The sequence below is a fragment of the Mesorhizobium sp. WSM4884 genome (assembly GCF_029625675.1).
Lineage (GTDB): Bacteria > Pseudomonadota > Alphaproteobacteria > Rhizobiales > Rhizobiaceae > Mesorhizobium.
In genome coordinates, this window is the sequence record NZ_JARTVO010000020.1 from 24692 (window position 1) to 42619 (window position 17928).

General features: G+C 63.8%; 17 protein-coding genes. 12 read left to right on the plus strand and 5 right to left on the minus strand.

Annotated features, from left to right (window positions below; all coding sequences use genetic code 11):
* Nucleotides 1–24: 24 nt before the first annotated feature.
* The 12 genes from P9236_RS24855 (at nucleotide 25) to P9236_RS24910 (ending at nucleotide 12342) form a co-directional block, all read left to right on the plus strand.
* Nucleotides 25–624 (plus strand): VOC family protein, encoded by a 600-nt coding sequence (locus P9236_RS24855; protein ID WP_278077269.1) that lies wholly within the window; start codon nucleotides 25–27, stop codon nucleotides 622–624.
* A gap of 136 nt (nucleotides 625–760) precedes the next feature.
* Entirely contained in the window at nucleotides 761–3055 is a 2295-nt protein-coding gene (locus P9236_RS24860) for a bifunctional salicylyl-CoA 5-hydroxylase/oxidoreductase (RefSeq protein ID WP_278077270.1), read from the plus strand.
* Nucleotides 3052–3825, plus strand: coding sequence for an SDR family NAD(P)-dependent oxidoreductase (locus P9236_RS24865; RefSeq protein ID WP_278077271.1), 774 nt, complete (start codon nucleotides 3052–3054; stop codon nucleotides 3823–3825). The genes P9236_RS24860 and P9236_RS24865 overlap by 4 nt, the downstream gene beginning before the upstream one ends.
* Nucleotides 3819–4283, plus strand: a complete 465-nt coding sequence (locus P9236_RS24870) for a MarR family transcriptional regulator (RefSeq protein ID WP_278077272.1) — start codon at nucleotides 3819–3821, stop codon at nucleotides 4281–4283. Before P9236_RS24865 ends, P9236_RS24870 begins: the two co-directional genes overlap by 7 nt.
* Entirely contained in the window at nucleotides 4280–5092 is an 813-nt protein-coding gene (locus P9236_RS24875; protein WP_278077273.1) for an enoyl-CoA hydratase family protein, read from the plus strand. The genes P9236_RS24870 and P9236_RS24875 overlap by 4 nt, the downstream gene beginning before the upstream one ends.
* A 210-nt stretch (nucleotides 5093–5302) precedes the next feature.
* Nucleotides 5303–6451: an acyl-CoA dehydrogenase family protein gene (locus tag P9236_RS24880; protein ID WP_278077274.1), complete on the plus strand. Its 1149-nt coding sequence runs from the start codon at nucleotides 5303–5305 to the stop codon at nucleotides 6449–6451.
* Nucleotides 6452–6492: 41 nt separating this feature from the next.
* Entirely contained in the window at nucleotides 6493–6888 is a 396-nt protein-coding gene (locus tag P9236_RS24885; protein ID WP_278077276.1) for a RidA family protein, read from the plus strand.
* Nucleotides 6889–7302: 414 nt separating this feature from the next.
* Nucleotides 7303–8031: a GntR family transcriptional regulator gene (locus P9236_RS24890; RefSeq protein ID WP_278077277.1), complete on the plus strand. Its 729-nt coding sequence runs from the start codon at nucleotides 7303–7305 to the stop codon at nucleotides 8029–8031.
* Nucleotides 8032–8197: 166 nt separating this feature from the next.
* Entirely contained in the window at nucleotides 8198–9334 is a 1137-nt protein-coding gene (locus tag P9236_RS24895; protein WP_278077278.1) for an aminotransferase class V-fold PLP-dependent enzyme, read from the plus strand.
* Nucleotides 9335–9417: 83 nt separating this feature from the next.
* Nucleotides 9418–10203, plus strand: coding sequence for an ABC transporter substrate-binding protein (locus P9236_RS24900; protein ID WP_059189761.1), 786 nt, complete (start codon nucleotides 9418–9420; stop codon nucleotides 10201–10203).
* Between the two features lie 109 nt (nucleotides 10204–10312).
* Nucleotides 10313–10990, plus strand: coding sequence for an amino acid ABC transporter permease (locus tag P9236_RS24905; RefSeq protein WP_278077279.1), 678 nt, complete (start codon nucleotides 10313–10315; stop codon nucleotides 10988–10990).
* Between the two features lie 41 nt (nucleotides 10991–11031).
* Nucleotides 11032–12342 carry a cysteine desulfurase-like protein gene (locus P9236_RS24910; protein WP_278077283.1) on the plus strand — a complete coding sequence of 437 codons (1311 nt, stop codon included), beginning with the start codon at nucleotides 11032–11034 and terminating at the stop codon, nucleotides 12340–12342.
* A gap of 236 nt (nucleotides 12343–12578) precedes the next feature.
* Here P9236_RS24910 and P9236_RS24915 read toward each other — a convergent pair whose 3' ends face one another.
* From P9236_RS24915 to P9236_RS24935, 5 genes are read right to left on the minus strand one after another with little or no spacing between them, the layout of a single operon-like run.
* On the minus strand, nucleotides 12579–13409 hold the full coding sequence (locus tag P9236_RS24915; protein ID WP_278077284.1) for a dipeptide ABC transporter ATP-binding protein: 831 nt from the start codon (nucleotides 13407–13409) through the stop codon (nucleotides 12579–12581).
* Complete coding sequence (locus P9236_RS24920) at nucleotides 13406–14257, minus strand: ABC transporter ATP-binding protein (RefSeq protein WP_278077285.1); 852 nt, start codon at nucleotides 14255–14257, stop codon at nucleotides 13406–13408. Before P9236_RS24920 ends, P9236_RS24915 begins: the two co-directional genes overlap by 4 nt.
* Entirely contained in the window at nucleotides 14257–15141 is an 885-nt protein-coding gene (locus P9236_RS24925) for an ABC transporter permease subunit (protein ID WP_278077346.1), read from the minus strand. The genes P9236_RS24920 and P9236_RS24925 overlap by 1 nt, the downstream gene beginning before the upstream one ends.
* A gap of 26 nt (nucleotides 15142–15167) precedes the next feature.
* The gene (locus P9236_RS24930) at nucleotides 15168–16175 is read right to left on the minus strand and encodes an ABC transporter permease subunit (RefSeq protein WP_278077287.1); all 1008 of its coding nucleotides are present in this window, start codon (nucleotides 16173–16175) and stop codon (nucleotides 15168–15170) included.
* Nucleotides 16176–16225: 50 nt separating this feature from the next.
* A complete protein-coding gene (locus tag P9236_RS24935; protein ID WP_278077288.1) occupies nucleotides 16226–17824 on the minus strand; it encodes an ABC transporter substrate-binding protein in 1599 nt (532 codons plus the stop codon).
* Between the last annotated feature and the right edge of the window lie 104 nt (nucleotides 17825–17928).

The window sequence follows — 17928 nt, forward strand, 5'->3', positions numbered from 1 at the left end:
GTCTGCCCGCGAACGGAGGGTGACATGAACTACGCAACCCGCGGCACGATGGTCGCCGCGATCCTGCTCGGCGCAATGGGAGCGGCTTCGGCCGACACGATCCCCGGCATGCGCGGCCACGACCACACCGGCATCACCGTGCCCGACATGAAGCAAGCCGTCGATTTCTTCACCGGAGTGGTCGGCTGCAAGAAGGCGATGTCGTTCGGTCCGTTCGCCGACGACAAGGGCACCTTCATGCAGGACCTGCTCGGCGTCGATCCGAAGGCGGTGATCGAGGAGATCACCATGGTCCGCTGCGGCACGGGATCGAACATCGAGTTGTTCAAATATACGGCACCGGACCAGAAGAACCTGCAGCCGAAGAACAGCGATATCGGCGGCTTCCACATCGCCTTCTATGTCGACGACGTCGCCGCGGCGAAAACCTACCTCGACGCCAAAGGCGTGAAGACCAGGCTAGGGCCGCTGCCGGTCAAGGAAGGGCCGGCGGCCGGCCAAACCATCCTCTATTTCCAGGCGCCCTGGGGATTGCAGCTCGAAGCGATCAGCTACCCGCAAGGCATGGCCTACGAGAAGGGCGCGGAGACGGTGCTGTGGAGCCCGAAGGATCCGACCAAGTGAGCGGATCCACTAGAGCGTCGAGCAATTGTTCAATTATGAAACTTCAAGCTTGAAATAATTGATCGCTGGCGCAATACTGGATATCGGGATCGCCGGCCTCGCCGGCGACTCCTATGCGAAGAGGAGATCGCAAGACATGAAGGTTGCGGTTCTCGGCGGCGGACCGGCCGGACTCTACTTTGCCATCTCGCTGAAATTGCGCGACGCCGCGCATGAGGTGGCGGTCTATGAACGCAACCGCCCGGACGACACCTTCGGCTGGGGTGTAGTGCTATCGGCCGAGACGCTGGAGAACCTGACCAGGAACGACCCGGTCAGCGCCGTCTGGATCAAGAAGCATTTCGCCTATTGGGACGACATCGCCGTCATCCATGCCGGCGTGCGCACCGTCTCCACCGGCCACGGCTTCTGCGGCATCGGCCGCAAGCGGCTCCTGATCCTGCTGCAGCGGCGAGCGCGTGAGCTCGGCATCAAGATGATGTTCGAGACGGAGATTTCCGACCCGAGGCCATTCATGGAAACGCATGACCTGGTGGTCGCCGCGGACGGGTTGAACTCGAAATCCCGCGCTGTCTTCGCCGACGTCTTCAAGCCCGACATCGACACCCGCAAGTGCAAGTTCGTGTGGCTCGGCACGACGCAGAAATTCGACGACGCCTTCACCTTCATCTTCGAGAAAACGGAGCATGGCTGGGTGTGGGCGCATGCCTACCAGTTCGACAGCGAGACCGCGACATTCATCGTCGAGTGCAGTCAGCAAACGTGGGAGCGCTTCGGCTTCGGCGCGATGACGCAGCAGGAGTCGATCGCGGTCTGCGAGCGCATCTTCGAAAAACATCTCGGCGGCCATCCGCTGATGACCAACGCCAACCATATTCGCGGTTCGGCCTGGATCAACTTCCCGCGCGTGCTGTGCGAGCGCTGGTCGCACAAGAACCTGGCGCTGATGGGCGATGCCGCGGCGAGCGCCCATTTCTCGATCGGCTCCGGCACGAAGCTCGCTTTGGAAAGCGCGGTAGCGCTCGCGGATTATGTCGAGTCCGAGCCCGACCTCGAGGCCGCCTTCCGCAAATACGAAGACGCTCGGCGCACCGAGGTGCTGAAGCTGCAATCAGCGGCGCGCAACTCACTCGAATGGTTCGAGGAGGTGGAACGCTATCTCGGCCTCAATCCGGTGCAGTTCAACTATTCGCTGCTCACCCGCTCGCAGCGCATCAGCCACGAGAACCTTCGGCTGCGCGACGCCGAATGGCTGGCGGGCGCCGAAGAGTGGTTCCAGCGCAAGGCCGGCGCCGGCGGCAACAGCTTACGCCGGGCGCCGATGTTCGCGCCGTTCAGGCTGCGCGACATGGCGCTCACCAACCGCATCGTCGTCTCGCCGATGGCGCAGTACAAGGCGGTCGACGGCTGCCCGACCGACTGGCATTTCGCCCACTATGCCGAGCGCGCCAAGGGCGGCGCCGGTCTGGTTTATATCGAGATGACCTGCGTCAGCCCGGAAGGACGCATCACGCCCGGATGCCCCGGCTTCTACAAGCCGGAGCACGAGGTCGCCTGGAAGCGCCTGGTCGATTTCGTCCATGCCGAGACCGAGGCGAAAATCTGCGCCCAGATCGGCCATTCCGGCGCCAAGGGCTCGACCCGCCTCGGCTGGGAAGGAACCGACGAGCCGCTCGCCTCCGGCAACTGGCCGGTCATGGCGCCGTCGGCGGTGCCATGGTCGCCGCAGAACCAGGTGCCGAAGGCGATGGACCGCGCCGACATGGACGTCGTGCGCGACCAGTTCGTCGCTGCGGCTAAGATGGCCGAGCGCTGCGGCTTCGACATGCTGGAGATCCATGCCGCGCATGGCTATCTGCTCTCCGCTTTCATCACGCCTCTCACCAACAGGCGCACCGACGACTATGGCGGCTCGCTTGAAAACCGCATGCGCTATCCATTGGAGATCTTCCATGCGGTGCGCGCGGCGTGGCCGGCCGAGAAGCCGATCTCGATGCGCATCTCCGCCAATGACTGGGTGGGCATCGAGGGCGTCACGCCGGCCGACGCGGTCGAGATCGCAAAGTTGCTGCATCATGCAGGCGTCGACCTCTGCGACGTCTCGGCCGGCCAGACCACGATCGCTGCCAAGCCTGTCTATGGCCGCATGTTCCAGACGCCGTTCTCCGACCGCATCCGCAACGAGGTCGGCATGGCGACGATGGCGGTCGGCAACATCTATGAGCCCGACCACGCCAATTCGATCCTGATGGCCGGCCGCGCCGACCTGGTGGCACTGGCCAGGCCGCATCTCACCGATCCCTATTGGACGTTGCATGCGGCGGTGACCCTCGGCGACCGTGGCGTCAAATGGCCGGATCCCTATCTGCGCGGGCGCGACCAGATCTATCGCCTGGCCGAACGCGAAGCAGCGGCGGGGCTGAAGGTATGACCGCGGCTGCGGCAATCGCCGGCAGGCATGCCCTCGTCACCGGCGGCGGTTCCGGCGTCGGCCGCGCCATCGCGCTGGCGCTGGCGGAAGCGGGCGTTGACGTCACCATCTGCGGCCGGCGCGAAGAAGCACTCGCGGAAGTCGCGAAGCAGAACGACCGCATCTCCGGCATCGCCGCCGATGTCACCGACGAAGCCGAAATAACGGTGCTCTACGAGAAGGCGCAAGCCGCTCGCGGACCGTTCGACATCGTCGTCGCCAATGCTGGCATGGCAGGCAGCGCGCCGGCGCACAAGACATCGCTGACCGACTGGCAGCGCACGCTCGACGTCAATCTTACGGGAGCCTTCCTGACGGTGAAGCCGGCGCTTGCCGGCATGCTGGCGCGGAAGACGGGCCGCATCGTCTTTGTCGCCTCGACCGCGGGCCTGAAGGGCTACGCCTATGTCGCGCCCTATGTGGCGGCTAAGCACGGCGTCGTAGGATTGATGAGGGCCTTGGCCGCTGAGACCGCCAAGTCGGGCGTCACCGTGAATGCCGTCTGCCCCGGCTTCATCGAGACGGACATGCTGGAAGAATCCATCCAGCGCATCGTCGAAAGGACCGGACGCTCCGTCGACGAGGCGCGCGCGAGCCTTGCCGCGACGAACCCGCAAGGGCATTTCATCCAGCCCGAGGAAGTCGCCGAAGCCGTGCTGTGGCTGTGCAGCGACGCGGCGCGATCGATCACCGGACAGGCGATCTCGGTCTCGGGAGGCGAGACATGGTAGCGGGACCGACGTCTACCGGGCCGGGTAAAGACAGGCTGCGCCTATGGATACGCCTGCTGCGCGCCTCGCGCACCATCGAGGCCGAGCTGCGCGAGCGGCTGAAGAAGGAATTCGACACCACGCTGCCGCGCTTCGACGTGATGGCGGCACTCTACCGGTCGCCGGAAGGCATGCTGATGAGCGACCTGTCGCGCTTCCTTCTGGTCTCGAACGGCAACGTTACCGGCATCGTCGACCGGCTTGTCTCCGAAGGCCTGGTGACGCGGGCGCGCCGCAACGGCGATCGCCGCACGTCGATGGTGCGGCTGACCGAGGCAGGCTCGAAGTCTTTCGCGGCAATCGCCGCCGCGCATGAGAGCTGGGTCGGCGAGCTGCTCGGCACTGTCAGCGAGGACGAGGCGCGAAGCCTGACCGGCATGCTGAAATCGTTCCGCAGCAATTGGGAGGAACGCGAATGAGCGCCATGGCCAAGCTCAAGCCGAAGCACTTCCTCTGGGACGTCGAAGGCCGGGTCGCAAGGATCAGGCTCGATCGTCCGGAGCGCAAGAACCCGCTGACCTTCGACAGCTATGCCGAGCTGCGCGACACGTTTCGCGAGCTCGTCTATGCCGACGATGTCGATGCCGTGGTGTTCCTGCCCAATGGCGGCAATTTCTGCTCGGGCGGCGATGTCCACGACATCATCGGCCCGCTGGTCAAAATGGACATGAAGGCGCTGCTCGCCTTCACGCGCATGACCGGCGATTTCGCCAAGGCGATGCTCAACTGCGGCAAGCCGATCATCTCGGCAGTCGACGGCGTGGCGGTCGGCGCCGGCGCCATCATCGCCATGGCTTCCGATATCCGCATCGCGACACCTGAGGCAAAGACCGCCTTCCTGTTCACCCGCGTCGGGCTTGCCGGCTGCGACATGGGCGCCTGCGCGATCCTGCCGCGCATCATCGGCCAGGGCCGCGCGGCCGAGCTGCTTTATACAGGCCGCACCATGAGCGCTGCCGAAGGCGAGCGCTGGGGGTTCTACAACCGCCTTGTCGATGCGGCCACACTCGAGGCGGACGCGCTCGACATGGCGGCGCGCATCGTCTCCGGCCCTACCTTCGCGCATGGCATCACCAAGACGCAGCTCAACCAGGAATGGTCGATGGGCCTCGATCAAGCGATCGAGGCGGAAGCGCAGGCGCAGGCGATCTGCATGCAGACCGGCGATTTCGAGCGGGCGTACAAGGCGTTCGTGGCGAAAGAGAAGCCTGTGTTCGAGGGGAATTGAGGATGTTCGGTTTTTGCCAAGGCACCCCCCTCTGGCCTGCCGGCCATCTCCCCCGCAAGGGGGGAGATCAGATGTCGCGACTGCTTTCGCCAATCATCAACGTGGCGGAAAGTGCGCCGCCGATGGAACTGCTAATCTCCCCCCTTGCGGGGGAGATGTCCGGCAGGCCAGAGGGGGGTGCGAAGGAACGCGACACAGGAGACTTTCTCCATGCCTGACCGCTCCTTCCTTAACTGGCCCTTCTTCGAAGATCGCCATCGCGCGCTTGCCGAAACCCTCGAAGCCTGGTGCGCAAAAAACCTGCCTCTCGACCACCACGATGTCGACGCCGCCTGCCGCGAACTCGTCGCTAAACTCGGCAGTGACGGCTGGCTGACGCCGACGGCAATCGATCCAGGCAAACCGGGGCCGCTCGATGTGCGCGCGCTCTGCGTCACGCGCGAAACCCTGGCGCGCCACGATGGCCTCGCCGATTTCGCCTTTGCCATGCAGGGGCTGGGCACCGGTGCGATCTCGCTCTTCGGCACGCCGGACCAGCAGCGCTGGCTGGAAAAGACGCGGGCCGGCGAGTCGATCTCTGCCTTCGCGCTGTCGGAGCCGCGATCCGGTTCGGACGTCGCCAACATGGAAATGACGGCCGTTCTCGACGGGGACAACTACGTCCTTTCCGGCGAAAAAACCTGGATCTCCAATGGCGGCATCGCCGACGTCTATACTGTCTTTGCCCGCACCGGCGAGGCGCCGGGCGCCAAGGGGATTTCCGCTTTCGTCGTGCCCGCCAACACGAAGGGCCTCGGCGTTGCCGAACGGCTGGAAGTGATTGCCCCGCATCCACTGGCGCGGCTTTCGTTCGACAATGTGCGCGTTCCGACGTCCGCCATGATCGGCAAGCCTGGCGATGGTTTCCGCATCGCCATGTCGGTGCTCGACGTGTTCCGCTCGACGGTAGGCGCCGCGGCTCTCGGCTTCGCCCGCCGAGCGCTGGACGAAAGCGTCAAGCGGGCCGCCGAACGAAAACTGTTCGGCGCGCCGATGGCAGAGCTGCAGATGGTGCAGGGCCACATCGCCGACATGGCGCTGGATGTCGACGCCGCCGCCCTGCTCATCTATCGCGCCGCCTGGACCAAGGACATGGGCGCCGCGCGCGTCACACGCGAGGCGGCGATGGCGAAGCTCTTCGCCACCGACAAGGCGCAGGAGGTGATCGACAAGGCGGTGCAGCTGCATGGCGGCGACGGCGTGCGCAAGGGCCACATCGTCGAGAGACTCTATCGCGAGATCCGGGCGCTGCGCATCTATGAGGGAGCATCGGACGTGCAGAAGGTGGTGATCGCCAGGCAGGTGATGGGTGCGGCGTGAAACCTTTGCCAACCGCATCTGAAATAGGGGGAGGCTAGACCATGCACACCATCCTGCAGCCGAAAGGCTGGGCCAAACCGATCGGCTATGCCAATGGCGTGGCCGCACGTGGCCGGCTTGTCTTTGTCGGCGGCCAGGTCGGCTGGAATGCCGAATGCCGTTTCGAAACCGACGACTTCGTCGGCCAGGTGCGCCAGACGCTCGCCAACATCGTCGCGGTGCTGGCCGAGGCGGGCGGAGAGCCGCGGCACATCACCTCGATGACCTGGTATTTCACCGACAAGGCCGAATATCTCGCCAACCTCAAGGGGACCGGCGAAGCCTACCGCGCCGTCATCGGCCGGCATTTCCCGGCGATGGCCGCCATGCAGGTGATGGCGCTGGTCGAAGATCGGGCGAAGGTCGAGATACAGGCTACGGCGGTCATTCCGGAGTGATTTCGGCTTGGCTTGGGTTAGCTCCCTCAACGACAGCTACGCCCGGACCTCAGTTTCTCAGTCGGCCAATTTTCGACGCTTGCGCTGCCCCTCATCCGCCTGCCGGCACCTTCTCCCCGTGAACGGGGAGAAGGGCGCTGTCATCGCCGGTTTCGCCAATCTCCGTGGTTGCAGGAAAGACGCTGGCGTCGCGGCCAGCCTCTTTCTCCCGTAACGGGGAGAAATGCCCGGCAGGGTAATGAGGGGCGGCGCCAACTTCTCAAGCAAAATGCTGTTCGGTTCCTTGACATATCGCCCGGGGGCATTTCGCAGCCGCTTGGCTCCCGTCACAATTTGTGATCAGATGATCATACCCGCTTCGGTGGGCCGCTTATGTGTCTTCGCACATAGGCATTATCGGAGGAAAGCAAAAGCGTGGCTCTGGGCTTCGAACCGGTATCGGGACGCATCACCGTCCAGGATGGCGTCTATCAGCAGCTTCGCCATGCCTTGATGGTCGGCAGCTTCGATCCCGGGCAGGTGCTGACCATCGCCTCGCTGGCCGAGGCTTTCGGCACGTCGAACATGCCGGTACGCGAGGCGTTGCGGCGGCTGGCTGCCGAGAATGCGCTGGAAATTTCGCAAAACGGCTCGGCCTGCGTGCCGGTGGTGACGCGGGCGCGGCTCGACGACCTCTGCCGGGCCCGCCTCGCCGTCGAGGGGCTCGCCGCCGAGCTTGGCGCGCCGCGCCTGACCGCAGCCGAGATCGCCACCCTGCAGAGGGTCACCGACGAGCAGCAGGCGATCGGCCGCGACGGCAGCATCTACGAGCTGATCGCCAAGAACCAGCAATTCCATTTCACCATCTATCGCGCCTCCGGCTCCGACGTTCTATTCCAGCTGATCGAGACGCTGTGGCTGCGCTTCGGCCCTTACATGCGGCTATTGTCCAACCATGTCGCGCCGCTGATGCGCGCCGGCACGATGGAACCCTCGGGCCGTCACGTCGCGATCATCGCTGCGCTGAAGGACAAGGATTTCGCGCGAGCCCGCGACGAAGTGGTGGCCGACATCACCGCGACGCAACAGACCCTGCGCACGATCTGCCCGGATGTGCCCGAGCCCCGTGCGGTGGATTTCGCCGCCTTCGGCAAGGCTTCCTGACCTGCCAATTGTCAGGTGATCGAAAGGCCTGCAAAACCCATCGCGGCCCTGTCTGGACCAAAGCAATCGCATGATTTTCAGCCATCAACCGGTCTTTCCTGACCGCGGCGATTGATCCCTCTTCGGTTTTGTGATCACATGATCACAAGGGAGCGAGAGACAGCAAATGTCCGGCTATTTTCTCTACCATTCGATCGGCACTTTCCCCGGCAAGGCCGAGCGGATGGCCGCCGCGCTGACGGAGTTTTCCAACATCTGGTCGGCGGAGGATGATGGCCAATGGCCGGCCGCGCTTGCCGCGCGGCAGCGCTTCATCGATGCCTGGACGCGGCTGATCGAGGCGCCGCAGGGCACGCTCACCACCGCGGAAAATGTCACCGCCGCGCTCTACAGCCTGATCGGCGGCCTGCCGGCCGAGCGTCTGAAGGGAACGCGGCTGCTGGTTGCCGGCGACTGTTTTCCGAGCCTGCATTTCCTGCTCGCCGGCCTCGCCGAGCGCTTCGGCTTCACGCTCGACACGGTGCCGCTGCGGCCGGGCGAAAGCTGGGTTCGCGATGAGGATTTCATCGCCCGTTGGCAGGCGGATGTTGGGCTTGCGCTCATCACCTTTGTGACCTCGACGGCCTCTCACCGCTGCGATGTCGGGCGGCTCGCCGCGCATGGCCGCGCCATGGGCAGCATCGTCGGCGTCGACGTCACGCAAGGCATCGGCGTCGCGCCGTTTTCCGTGGCAGCGACGCCGGTCGATTTCGTCGTCTCGACATCGCTGAAATGGCTGTGCGGTTCCTCCGGCGCCGGCATCCTGCAAGTCACCCCCGACCTGCTCGCGACCTGTCGGCCGGAGCTGCGCGGCTGGTTCAGCCAGCCGAACCCGTTCTCCTGGGATCTCGACGCCTTCACCTATGCCGACGATGCGCGCCGCTTCGACCACGGCACGCCGGCGATCCTCGCAAGCGTGGCCTCGCTGCCCGGGCTGGAATGGGTGGAGAAGACCGGCATCGATACGATCCGCGCGCAGAATGCCGCGCTCGTCGAGCGCATCATCGACGCCGCGCTGGAGAATGGCTGGGCGGTCCGTTCGCCGCTCGATGCTCGCGAGCGCGGCGGCAGCGTCATGCTCGGCCTGCCGCAGGGCGTCGAGCCGGCAAAGATCGTCGCTTCGCTGCGTAAGGAGCGGCTTTACTGCGACGCGCGCGGCACGACGCTGAGGCTGTCGCCGGGCATGGTCACGATGGAGGCGGCGATCGAAGCGCTGGTCGCGCGGCTCGATGAGCACGGTTCGCGGCGGCGCCGCGCATCCTGAATTCAGGCACCGCCTCGCCTGCGGCGCCCGGGAGTTTGGGCGCCGAAAGGGGCGGATGAGTAATCGAACCAGAGGGAAGCAAGATGTTGAAACGTCTAGGACTGATTGGGGTGATTATCGCCGCAGGCGTCGCCTTCGCGGCACCTGCCTTTGCCGACAAGATCATGGTTGGCGCCTACCCGGCCAACCCGCCATGGGAATACAAGACCGATTCCGGCGGCTTCGAAGGTTTCGAGATCGACGTCGCCAACGATGTCGCCAAGCGGATCGGCGCGGAGGTCGAATTCCAGGATCTCGGCTTCCAGGCGCTGTTTGCGGCAACCGCTTCGGGCCGCATCGACTTTGCCGTCTCCTCGATCTCGGTGACCAAGGAGCGGCTGCAGAACCAGGGCTTCACGCAAGCCTATTACGACAGCGACGGCACCATCGTCGGCAAGGCGGATTCCACCATCAAGTCGCTCGACGACCTCAAGGGCAAGACCATCGGCGTCATCGCCGGCTCCACCGGCGAGGCGTACATGAAGGAAAACGCCGCCAAGCTCGGCGTCGCCGAGACCAAGAGCTACAATGCCCAGCAGGACCTTTTGCTCGACGTGCAGAACGGCCGCATCGACGGCGGCGCCGGCGAGCTTGCCGGCTTCCTGTTCGCCATCAAGCAGATGCCGGCGCTGAAGATCCTGGTGCGCATCCCGACCGGCGAGCGTTTCGCGATGATGACCAAGAAGGGCCATCCGCTTCTGGAAAAAGTCAACGACGCCATCAGCGAAATGAAGAAGGACGGCACGATGGCCGCAATCCACAAGAAGTGGTTCGGCGTCGATCCGGAGGCCGGCACCAGCACCGTTACGCCAGGCCCGATCCCGCAATAAGCCGGCTAATCACGATATTCGACGAGAGCGGCGGCAAGAGCTGGCGCTCTCGCTTCGACAATTCGGGTCTTTGCCGAATATGGCGGGCCTTGTCTGACGGTGAGCGCCGATGGAACTGATCGATACCTTCTTCAACTGGGGCATCCTGGTCCGATCCTTTCCGATCCTCATTCGCGGGCTCGGCAACACCATCCTGCTCGGCTGCGCCGCGATCGTCTTCGGCACCATTGCCGGGCTGGCGATCTGCCTGGTGCGGCTCTATGCCCCGAGGCCGCTCAGGCGGCTGGCGACGCTCTATATCGACATGTTCCGCGCGCTGCCGATCCTGGTGGTGCTGATCCTGATCTACTACGCCCTGCCCTTCATCGGCATCCGGCTCTCGTCCTTCGTGTCGGCTGCGCTTGCGCTGTCGCTGGTGCTCGCGGCCTTCACCGCGGAAGTCTGCCGCGCCGGCATCCAGAACATCCCGAAAGGCCAGTTCGAGGCGGCCGCGGCACTCGGCCTGCCCTTCTGGGTCGCCATGCGCAAGGTGATCCTGCCGCAGGCGATCCGCGTCGTCATTCCGCCGCTCACCAGCAACTGCGTCTCGGTGTTCAAGGACACCGCGCTCGCCTCTGTCGTGGCGATGCCCGACCTTTTGAAGCAGGCGACCGATGCGCAGGCGCTGATGGCCAACCCGACGCCGCTGATCGGCGCCGCGATCATCTACCTCGCCTTCCTGTGGCCGCTGGTGCGGCTGGTCGGCTACCTCGAAGAGCGCGGCAAGGCCCAGTCCGGTGCGCACTAACCTCCCCTCGAATGACCTTGATGAACTGAAGGAGACTCCCCGTGAACCAGCACCATGTTTCGAAAGCGCCGAATTCGAAAGTGCATGATGGGGCCGCTTCGTTCCCGGTCGACAAGATCCGCGCCATGTTCCCTGCGCTGAAGCAGGCCGGCGATTTCATCTTCATGGACAACGCCGCCGGCGCGCAGATCCCGCAAAGCGTGCTCGACGCCGTGACCAACCATCTGGTCGGGCACAACGTCCAGCGCGGCGGCCGCTATGGCCGCAGCGTCACCGTCGATCAGTCGGTCGCCGACGCCCGCGAAAGCGTTGCGCTTTTGATCAACGCCTACAGCCCATCCGAAATCTGCTTCGGCATGAACGCCACCTCGTTCATCCGCCTGGTCAGCCTCGGCATCGGCCAGATGCTTGCCAAAGACACAGATGGGGGACGGGACGAGATCGTCGTCACCGACATGGACCATGACGCCAACATCGCCACCTGGCTGGCGCTGGAGCAGGCCGGCGCCAAGTTCAGATGGTGGCGCATGCGCGAGGACGGCAATCTCCATGTCGACGACCTCAAGCCGCTGGTCTCGGAGCGTACCCGGCTGGTCGCCTGCACGGTGACGGCGCATTCGATCGGCTCGATCGTCGACGTCGCCTCGGTGGCGAGGATCGCGCATGCGGCCGGCGGCGAAATCTTCCTCGACTGCGTGCATTACGGACCGCACGGATTGATCGACGTGCAGGCCTGGGACTGCGATTACCTCGTCTGCTCCGGCTACAAGAATTTCTCGCCGCATATGGGCTTCCTCTGGGGCCGCTTCGAAACGCTAAAGCGGCTGCCGACCTTCCGCGAGGATTTCATTCCGGACGAGCCGCCCTACAAGGTCGAGGCGGGCACCTTCATCTACGAGAACGTGTCGGGCATGGACGCGGCGGTGCGCTATCTGGAATCGGTCGGCCGCAATTTCCTAGCCCAGAACAACCGCTCGCGCCGCGACAACATCGTCGCGGGCATGAACGCCATCCGCGGCTACGAGCTGATGCTGGCGCGCGAGATGCTGAAGGTGCTGAAGGATTGCGGCGCGACCATCTACGGCGTCGCCGACGAAGCACGCATCAACGAGCGTGTGCCGACCTTCTGCTTCAACATCGGCACGCTGTCGCCGCAAAGGATCGTCGAGGAGATGGCCGCCATGCAGATCGGCATCCGCGACGGGCACATGTACGCGCCACGGCTGATGAAGCGGCTCAACCTGTCGATGGACAGCGGCGCCATCCGCGCCTCACTGGTGCACTACAACACGGTGGAGGAGGTGCATCGCTTCGGCGAGGCGCTGCGGGCGATCATTGGGAAGTTGTCGTGAAACAACCGAGCGTTCTTGGGGGAAGTGGTGCGTAGCAAGCTCCGCTTCGTCATCCACGGGCGAAGCAAGGAGCGAAGCGACGCGGCGCAGACCCGAGGATCCATTCCGTGACATACGAGCGTCGCAACGGTGCAGAATTCTGCTCCGCGGCACTATTCGGCTGAGGAAACGGAATGGATCCTAGGGTCTGCGCGACGCTTCGCGTCGCTCCGCCCTAGGATGACGATCTCCTAGGCCTAGGCCGCCTTCTTCTTCGCCAGCCGCGCCTTGATACTAGCCACGTCGGCGCGCGGCGTCGCGGCGAAGAGCGTCTTGGTGTAGCTGTGCTTGGGGTCCGAGAAGACCTCGTCGCGCGAGCCGTATTCGACCGCTTCGCCGAAATACATCACCATCACGTCGTCGGCGATGTAGCGCACCACCGACAGGTCGTGGCTGATGAAGACGTAGGTCAGCTTGAACTCGTCCTGCAGGTCGGCGAGGAGGTTTAGCACCTGCGCCTGCACCGAAAGGTCGAGCGCGGAGACCGGCTCGTCCAGCACCAGCAGGCTCGGGTTCAGCATCAGCGCGCGGGCGATCGCGATGCGCTGGCGCTGGCCGCCGGAGAACATGTGCGGATAGCGGTTGTAGTGCTCCGGGCCGAGACCGACCTTCTTCAGCATCTTCATCGCAAGATCGCGGCGTTCCTCGGCCGGCTTGTCGGTGTTGATCAAGAGCGGCTCGCCGAGCACGTCGCCGATCTTCTGGCGCGGGTTGAGCGAGCCATATGGGTTCTGGAAGACGATCTGCACCTTGCGGCGCATCTCCTTGGTCAGTCCGTCCCTGGCGATGTCGACCTTGTTGCCGTCGATGAGCAGCTCGCCGGCCGTCGCCGGATCGATCAGAGTGATGATGCGGGCGAGCGTGGACTTGCCGCAGCCGGACTCGCCGACGATTGCCAGCGTCTTGCCCTTCTCGACGCTGAAGGAGACGCCTTTGACCGCATGCACGGTGCGCGCGGGGCGGAACAAGCCACCGCCGACATGATAGTCGCGTTTGATGTTCTTGCCTTCGACGACTTTGGTGCTCATGAAGCGGCTTCCGAGGGGGCCGGCTCGAACAGCATGTCGGAGACGGTCGGCAGCCGGTCGCCGACGGCGTTCTCGGGCAGCGCCGACAGCAGCGCGCGCGTGTAGTTGCTCTTCGGCGATTCAAAGAGCGACAACACGCCGGCCTCTTCCATCTTGCGGCCCTTGTACTGGACGATGACGCGATCGGCGGTCTCGGCGACCACGCCCATATTGTGGGTGATCATGATCAGGCCCATGCCGTATTTGGCCTGCAGCGAGACGAGCAGATCGAGGATCTGCTTCTGGATGGTGACGTCGAGTGCGGTGGTCGGCTCGTCGGCGATCAAGAGCTTCGGATTACAGGCGATCGCCATCGCGATCATGACGCGCTGGCACTGGCCGCCCGACATCTGATGCGGGAAGGAATTGAGCCGCTCTGCCGGCTCGGGAATGCCGACCTGCTTCAACAGCTCTATGGCGCGCGCCCGGCGCTGCGCGCGGTCCATTCCGAGATGGAAGCGCAGCACTTCCTCGATCTGGAAGCCGACGGTAAAGCAGGGATTGAGGCTGGCGATCGGTTCCTGGAAGATCATGGCAATATCCTTGCCGATGATCTTGCGGCGCTCGGCCGGATTGATCTTGAGCAGATCGCGGCCGTTGAAGGTCATGCGGTCGGCGGTGACGGTGGCCGTCCACGGCAGAAGGCCCATCACCGCCAGCATGGACACCGACTTGCCTGAGCCGGATTCGCCGACGATGGCAAGCACCTCGCGCTCGTCGACATGGAGCGAAACGCCGTCGACGGCGCGGAACGGGCCCGAAGCAGTCTGGAATTCGACGACGAGGTTATGGATGTCGAGCAATGCCATCACGACCTCCTGAGCTTCGGATCGAGCGCGTCGCGCAGGCCGTCGCCGATCAGGTTGATGGCGAGCACGGTGATGAGGATGGCAAGACCGGGGAAGGTCACCACCCACCAAGCGCGCAGGATGAACTCGCGCGCCGAGGCGAGCATCGTACCCCATTCAGGCGTCGGCGGCTGCGCGCCAAGGCCGAGGAAGCCGAGGGCGGCCGCTTCGAGGATAGCGTTGGAGAATGACAGCGTGCCCTGGACGATCAGCGGCGCCAAGCAATTGGGCAGGATCGTGCGAAGCATCAGCCGCAGATGGCCGGCGCCGGCGACCTTGGCGGCGACGACATATTCGCGGCTCTTCTCGGCCATTACCGCCGCGCGCACCAGCCGGGCGAAATGCGGCTGCAGGACGAGCGAGATTGCCAGCATGGCATTGAACAGGCCTGGGCCGAGGATGGTGACCAGCACCAGCGCTAGTAACAGCGACGGGAACGCCAGAATGAGGTCCATGACGCGCATGATCGCGACGTCGACCCAGCCGCGGAAATAGCCGGCGAGCAGGCCAAGCGTGATACCACCGGTGAGAGCCAGCGTGACCACGACCGCGCCGATCAGCAGCGAGAAGCGCGCGCCGTAAAGCAGGCGCGAAAGGATGTCTCGGCCGACCGGATCGGTGCCAAGCAGATATTGGGTGCTGCCACCCGTCTGCCAGGCCGGAGGCCTGAGGAACGCGGTCTTGTCCTGGATGTCGGGCGCATAGGGCGCGAGAAGCGGCGCGAAGAGTGCTGCCAGCACCAACAGGATGAAGACGAAGAGGCCGATGACAGCGCCGCGATTGACCGAGAAATAGTGCCAGAAGGTCTTGAAGCCGGTCAGTCGGTCCGGGCTGCCGGCGGCCATTGGGGCGATTTCGGTCGACTGACTCATCACGCCGCCCTGATGCGCGGGTTGATGACGGCATAGAGCACGTCGACGACGAGGTTCACGGCCATGACGATGAGGGCGATCAAAAGCAGACCTGACTGCACGACGACATAGTCGCGCTTGAAGATGGAATCGACCATCCACTTGCCGATGCCCGGCCAGGCAAAGATGGTTTCGGTGAGAATGGCGCCGGCAAGCAGCGTGCCGACCTGCAGGCCGATGGTGGTGACGACCGGGATCAGCGCGTTGCGCAAAGCGTGCACGCCGATGACGCGGGCGGCCGAAAGCCCCTTGGCGCGAGCGGTACGGACATAGTCCTCGCCCAGCACCTCGAGCATGGCCGAGCGCGTCTGGCGAGCGATCACCGCCAGCGGAATGGTGCCGAGCACGATCGCGGGCAGGACGAGATGGCTGAGTGCCGAACGAAACGCATCCCACTTACCGTGGAGGATGCTGTCGATGGTCATGAAGCCGGTGATCGGCTTCAGGAAGAATTGCAGGCCGATGCGGCCCGACACCGGCGTCCAGCCGAGATAACCGGAAAAGAAGATGATGAGCAGCAGGCCCCACCAAAAGATCGGCATGGAATAGCCGACGAGGGCTGTGCCCATCAGCGACTGGTCGAACCAGGAACCGCGCTTGACGGCGGCGAATATGCCGGCCGGGATGCCGATCACCATGGCGAAGATCATGGCGAAGAAGGAGAGTTCCAACGTCGCAGGGAAGAGCGTCTTGAACTCTTCCATTACCGGGCGCTTGGATGAAATAGAAACGCCGAAATCGCCGGTGGCGACCTCGCCGACATAACGCGCGTACTGCTCCCAGATCGGCAGGTTATAGCCGAACTGTTCCTTGAGCTCTTCGTAGCGCGCCGGCGACACGCCATGCTCACCGGCCATGGCCAGTATCGGATCGCCGGGCAGCAGCCGGACGAAGGCGAAGGCGCAGATGGTGATGCCGACCAGGGTCGGGATCAGAAGTGCTATTTTGTTGAGAAGATATCGGAGCATCGTCGAATGGAATGGGGCGGCGCTAAAATTGCGCCGCCCCGTTCGCAATATTACTCGGCCTTGTCAACGCCGTCGAAGCGATGAATGCCGAGCGGGTCCATCTTGTAGCCGCTGACGTTGTTGCGAACGATCGAGTAGACCTGGCTGTGGGCCAGCAGGAAGGCGGGGGCCTGCTTTTGGAAGATCACCTGCGCCTGTTCGTACAGCTTGGCGCGCTCACCCTGGTCGCTGGTCTTCTTGGCCTTCTGGATCAGGTCCTCGAAGTCCTTGTCGCACCAGCTGGAGTAGTTCGAGACGCCGATGGCCGAGCAGGCGAAGAGGGTGGCGAAGAAGTTGTCCGGATCGCCATTGTCGCCGGTCCAGCCGACCTGGAACGCGCCCGGACGATCCTTCTTCTTGCCCTCCGCGCGATACTTGGTCCACTCGTAGTTGACGATCTCCGCCTTGACGCCGACCTTGGCCCAGTCGGCCTGGATCAGTTCAGCCGCGCGCTGGAAGTTCGGGTTGTACGGACGCACGCGGTCGGAGGCCCAGAGCTGGATTTCCTTCAGACCGGCATCGGCCAACACCTTCTTGGCCGCATCCGGATCATAGGAATCGAACTTCACGTCCTTGTTCCACGACCACATGGTCGGCGGGATCAAATTCTGGGCCGGCGTGGCGCCTGCATCCTGGAACAGCGCCTTGATCAGGGCTTCCCGGTCGATCGCCTGGTTGAGCGCATGACGAACCTCTGGCTTGTCGAGCGGCGGGATCGTCGTGTTGTAGCTCATATAGCCGATGTTGAGGCCGGCCTGATCCATCAGGGTTACGTCCTTGTTGGCCTTGATGGTGGCGAGGTCGGCCGGATTCGGGTAGGGTGCGATATCGCATTCGCCGGCCAGCACCTTCTGGGTACGAGCGGTCGCGTCGGGCGTGATGGCGAAGACGAGATCGTCGATCTTCTCCTTGCCCTTGAAGTAGTCGGGGTTCGCCGCATAACGGATGACCGAATCCAGCTGATAATCGACGAACTGGAACGGGCCGGTGCCGATCGGCTTGGTCGAGAAGTCGGCCATCTTGCCATCCTTCTCGAGCTGGTCGGCATATTCCTTCGAGACGATCGAGGCGAAATCCATGCCGAGGTTGGCCAGCATCGGCGCGTTCGGCTCGGTCAGCGTCAGCTTGACGGTGAGGTCGTCGACCTTTTCCCACTTGGCGACGTATTTCGGCATGTCCATGCCGGTGTAGTAGTCCCAGGTCAGGTTCGGTAGATATTTGTCACCGTTCCACGGATTCTGCTTGTTGAACTGACGGTCGAAGGAGAAGATGACGTCGTCGGCGTTGAGGTCGCGGGTCGGCTTGAAATAGTCGGTGGTCTGGAACTTCACGCCCGGATGCAGGTGGAAAGTATAGACTAGGCCGTCGTCGGAGATTTCCCATTTGTCGGCAAGGCCCGGCTCGATCTCGGTGCCGCCATGCTTGAACTCGACGAGGCGCGAATAGACCGTGCGCGACGAAGCGTCGAAGTCGTTACCGCCCGTCGTCGTACCCGGGTCAAAATTGGCCGGCGACGCTTCCGAGCAATAGACAAGCGTCTTTGCATTGGCCATGCCACCCAGGACGCTTGCAGCCAGCAACGCGGCTGCAAAAGTCATTGTCTTTTTCATTGAGCACTCCCTGATGTTCTTCCAAGCCCCTCTATCAGGCTCGCGAAGCGCGCATATAAGCACCGTTTTTCGGGCTTTGGAACACCTCGTTTGCGTACCCCATG

What these genes read in the sequence shown, in the direction of transcription:
- P9236_RS24895 (WP_278077278.1), top strand. Translation starts at nt 8,198, where the DNA reads ATGTCCGGCTATTTTCTCTACCATTCGATCGGCACTTTCCCCGGCAAG.
- P9236_RS24880 (WP_278077274.1), top strand. Translation starts at nt 5,303, where the DNA reads ATGCCTGACCGCTCCTTCCTTAACTGGCCCTTCTTCGAAGATCGCCAT.
- P9236_RS24865 (WP_278077271.1), top strand. Translation starts at nt 3,052, where the DNA reads ATGACCGCGGCTGCGGCAATCGCCGGCAGGCATGCCCTCGTCACCGGC.
- P9236_RS24870 (WP_278077272.1), top strand. Translation starts at nt 3,819, where the DNA reads ATGGTAGCGGGACCGACGTCTACCGGGCCGGGTAAAGACAGGCTGCGC.
- P9236_RS24875 (WP_278077273.1), top strand. Translation starts at nt 4,280, where the DNA reads ATGAGCGCCATGGCCAAGCTCAAGCCGAAGCACTTCCTCTGGGACGTC.
- P9236_RS24915 (WP_278077284.1), bottom strand. Translation starts at nt 13,409, where the DNA reads ATGAGCACCAAAGTCGTCGAAGGCAAGAACATCAAACGCGACTATCAT.
- P9236_RS24935 (WP_278077288.1), bottom strand. Translation starts at nt 17,824, where the DNA reads ATGAAAAAGACAATGACTTTTGCAGCCGCGTTGCTGGCTGCAAGCGTC.
- P9236_RS24855 (WP_278077269.1), top strand. Translation starts at nt 25, where the DNA reads ATGAACTACGCAACCCGCGGCACGATGGTCGCCGCGATCCTGCTCGGC.
- P9236_RS24930 (WP_278077287.1), bottom strand. Translation starts at nt 16,175, where the DNA reads ATGCTCCGATATCTTCTCAACAAAATAGCACTTCTGATCCCGACCCTG.
- P9236_RS24860 (WP_278077270.1), top strand. Translation starts at nt 761, where the DNA reads ATGAAGGTTGCGGTTCTCGGCGGCGGACCGGCCGGACTCTACTTTGCC.
- P9236_RS24900 (WP_059189761.1), top strand. Translation starts at nt 9,418, where the DNA reads ATGTTGAAACGTCTAGGACTGATTGGGGTGATTATCGCCGCAGGCGTC.
- P9236_RS24885 (WP_278077276.1), top strand. Translation starts at nt 6,493, where the DNA reads ATGCACACCATCCTGCAGCCGAAAGGCTGGGCCAAACCGATCGGCTAT.
- P9236_RS24920 (WP_278077285.1), bottom strand. Translation starts at nt 14,257, where the DNA reads ATGGCATTGCTCGACATCCATAACCTCGTCGTCGAATTCCAGACTGCT.
- P9236_RS24905 (WP_278077279.1), top strand. Translation starts at nt 10,313, where the DNA reads ATGGAACTGATCGATACCTTCTTCAACTGGGGCATCCTGGTCCGATCC.
- P9236_RS24925 (WP_278077346.1), bottom strand. Translation starts at nt 15,141, where the DNA reads ATGGCCGCCGGCAGCCCGGACCGACTGACCGGCTTCAAGACCTTCTGG.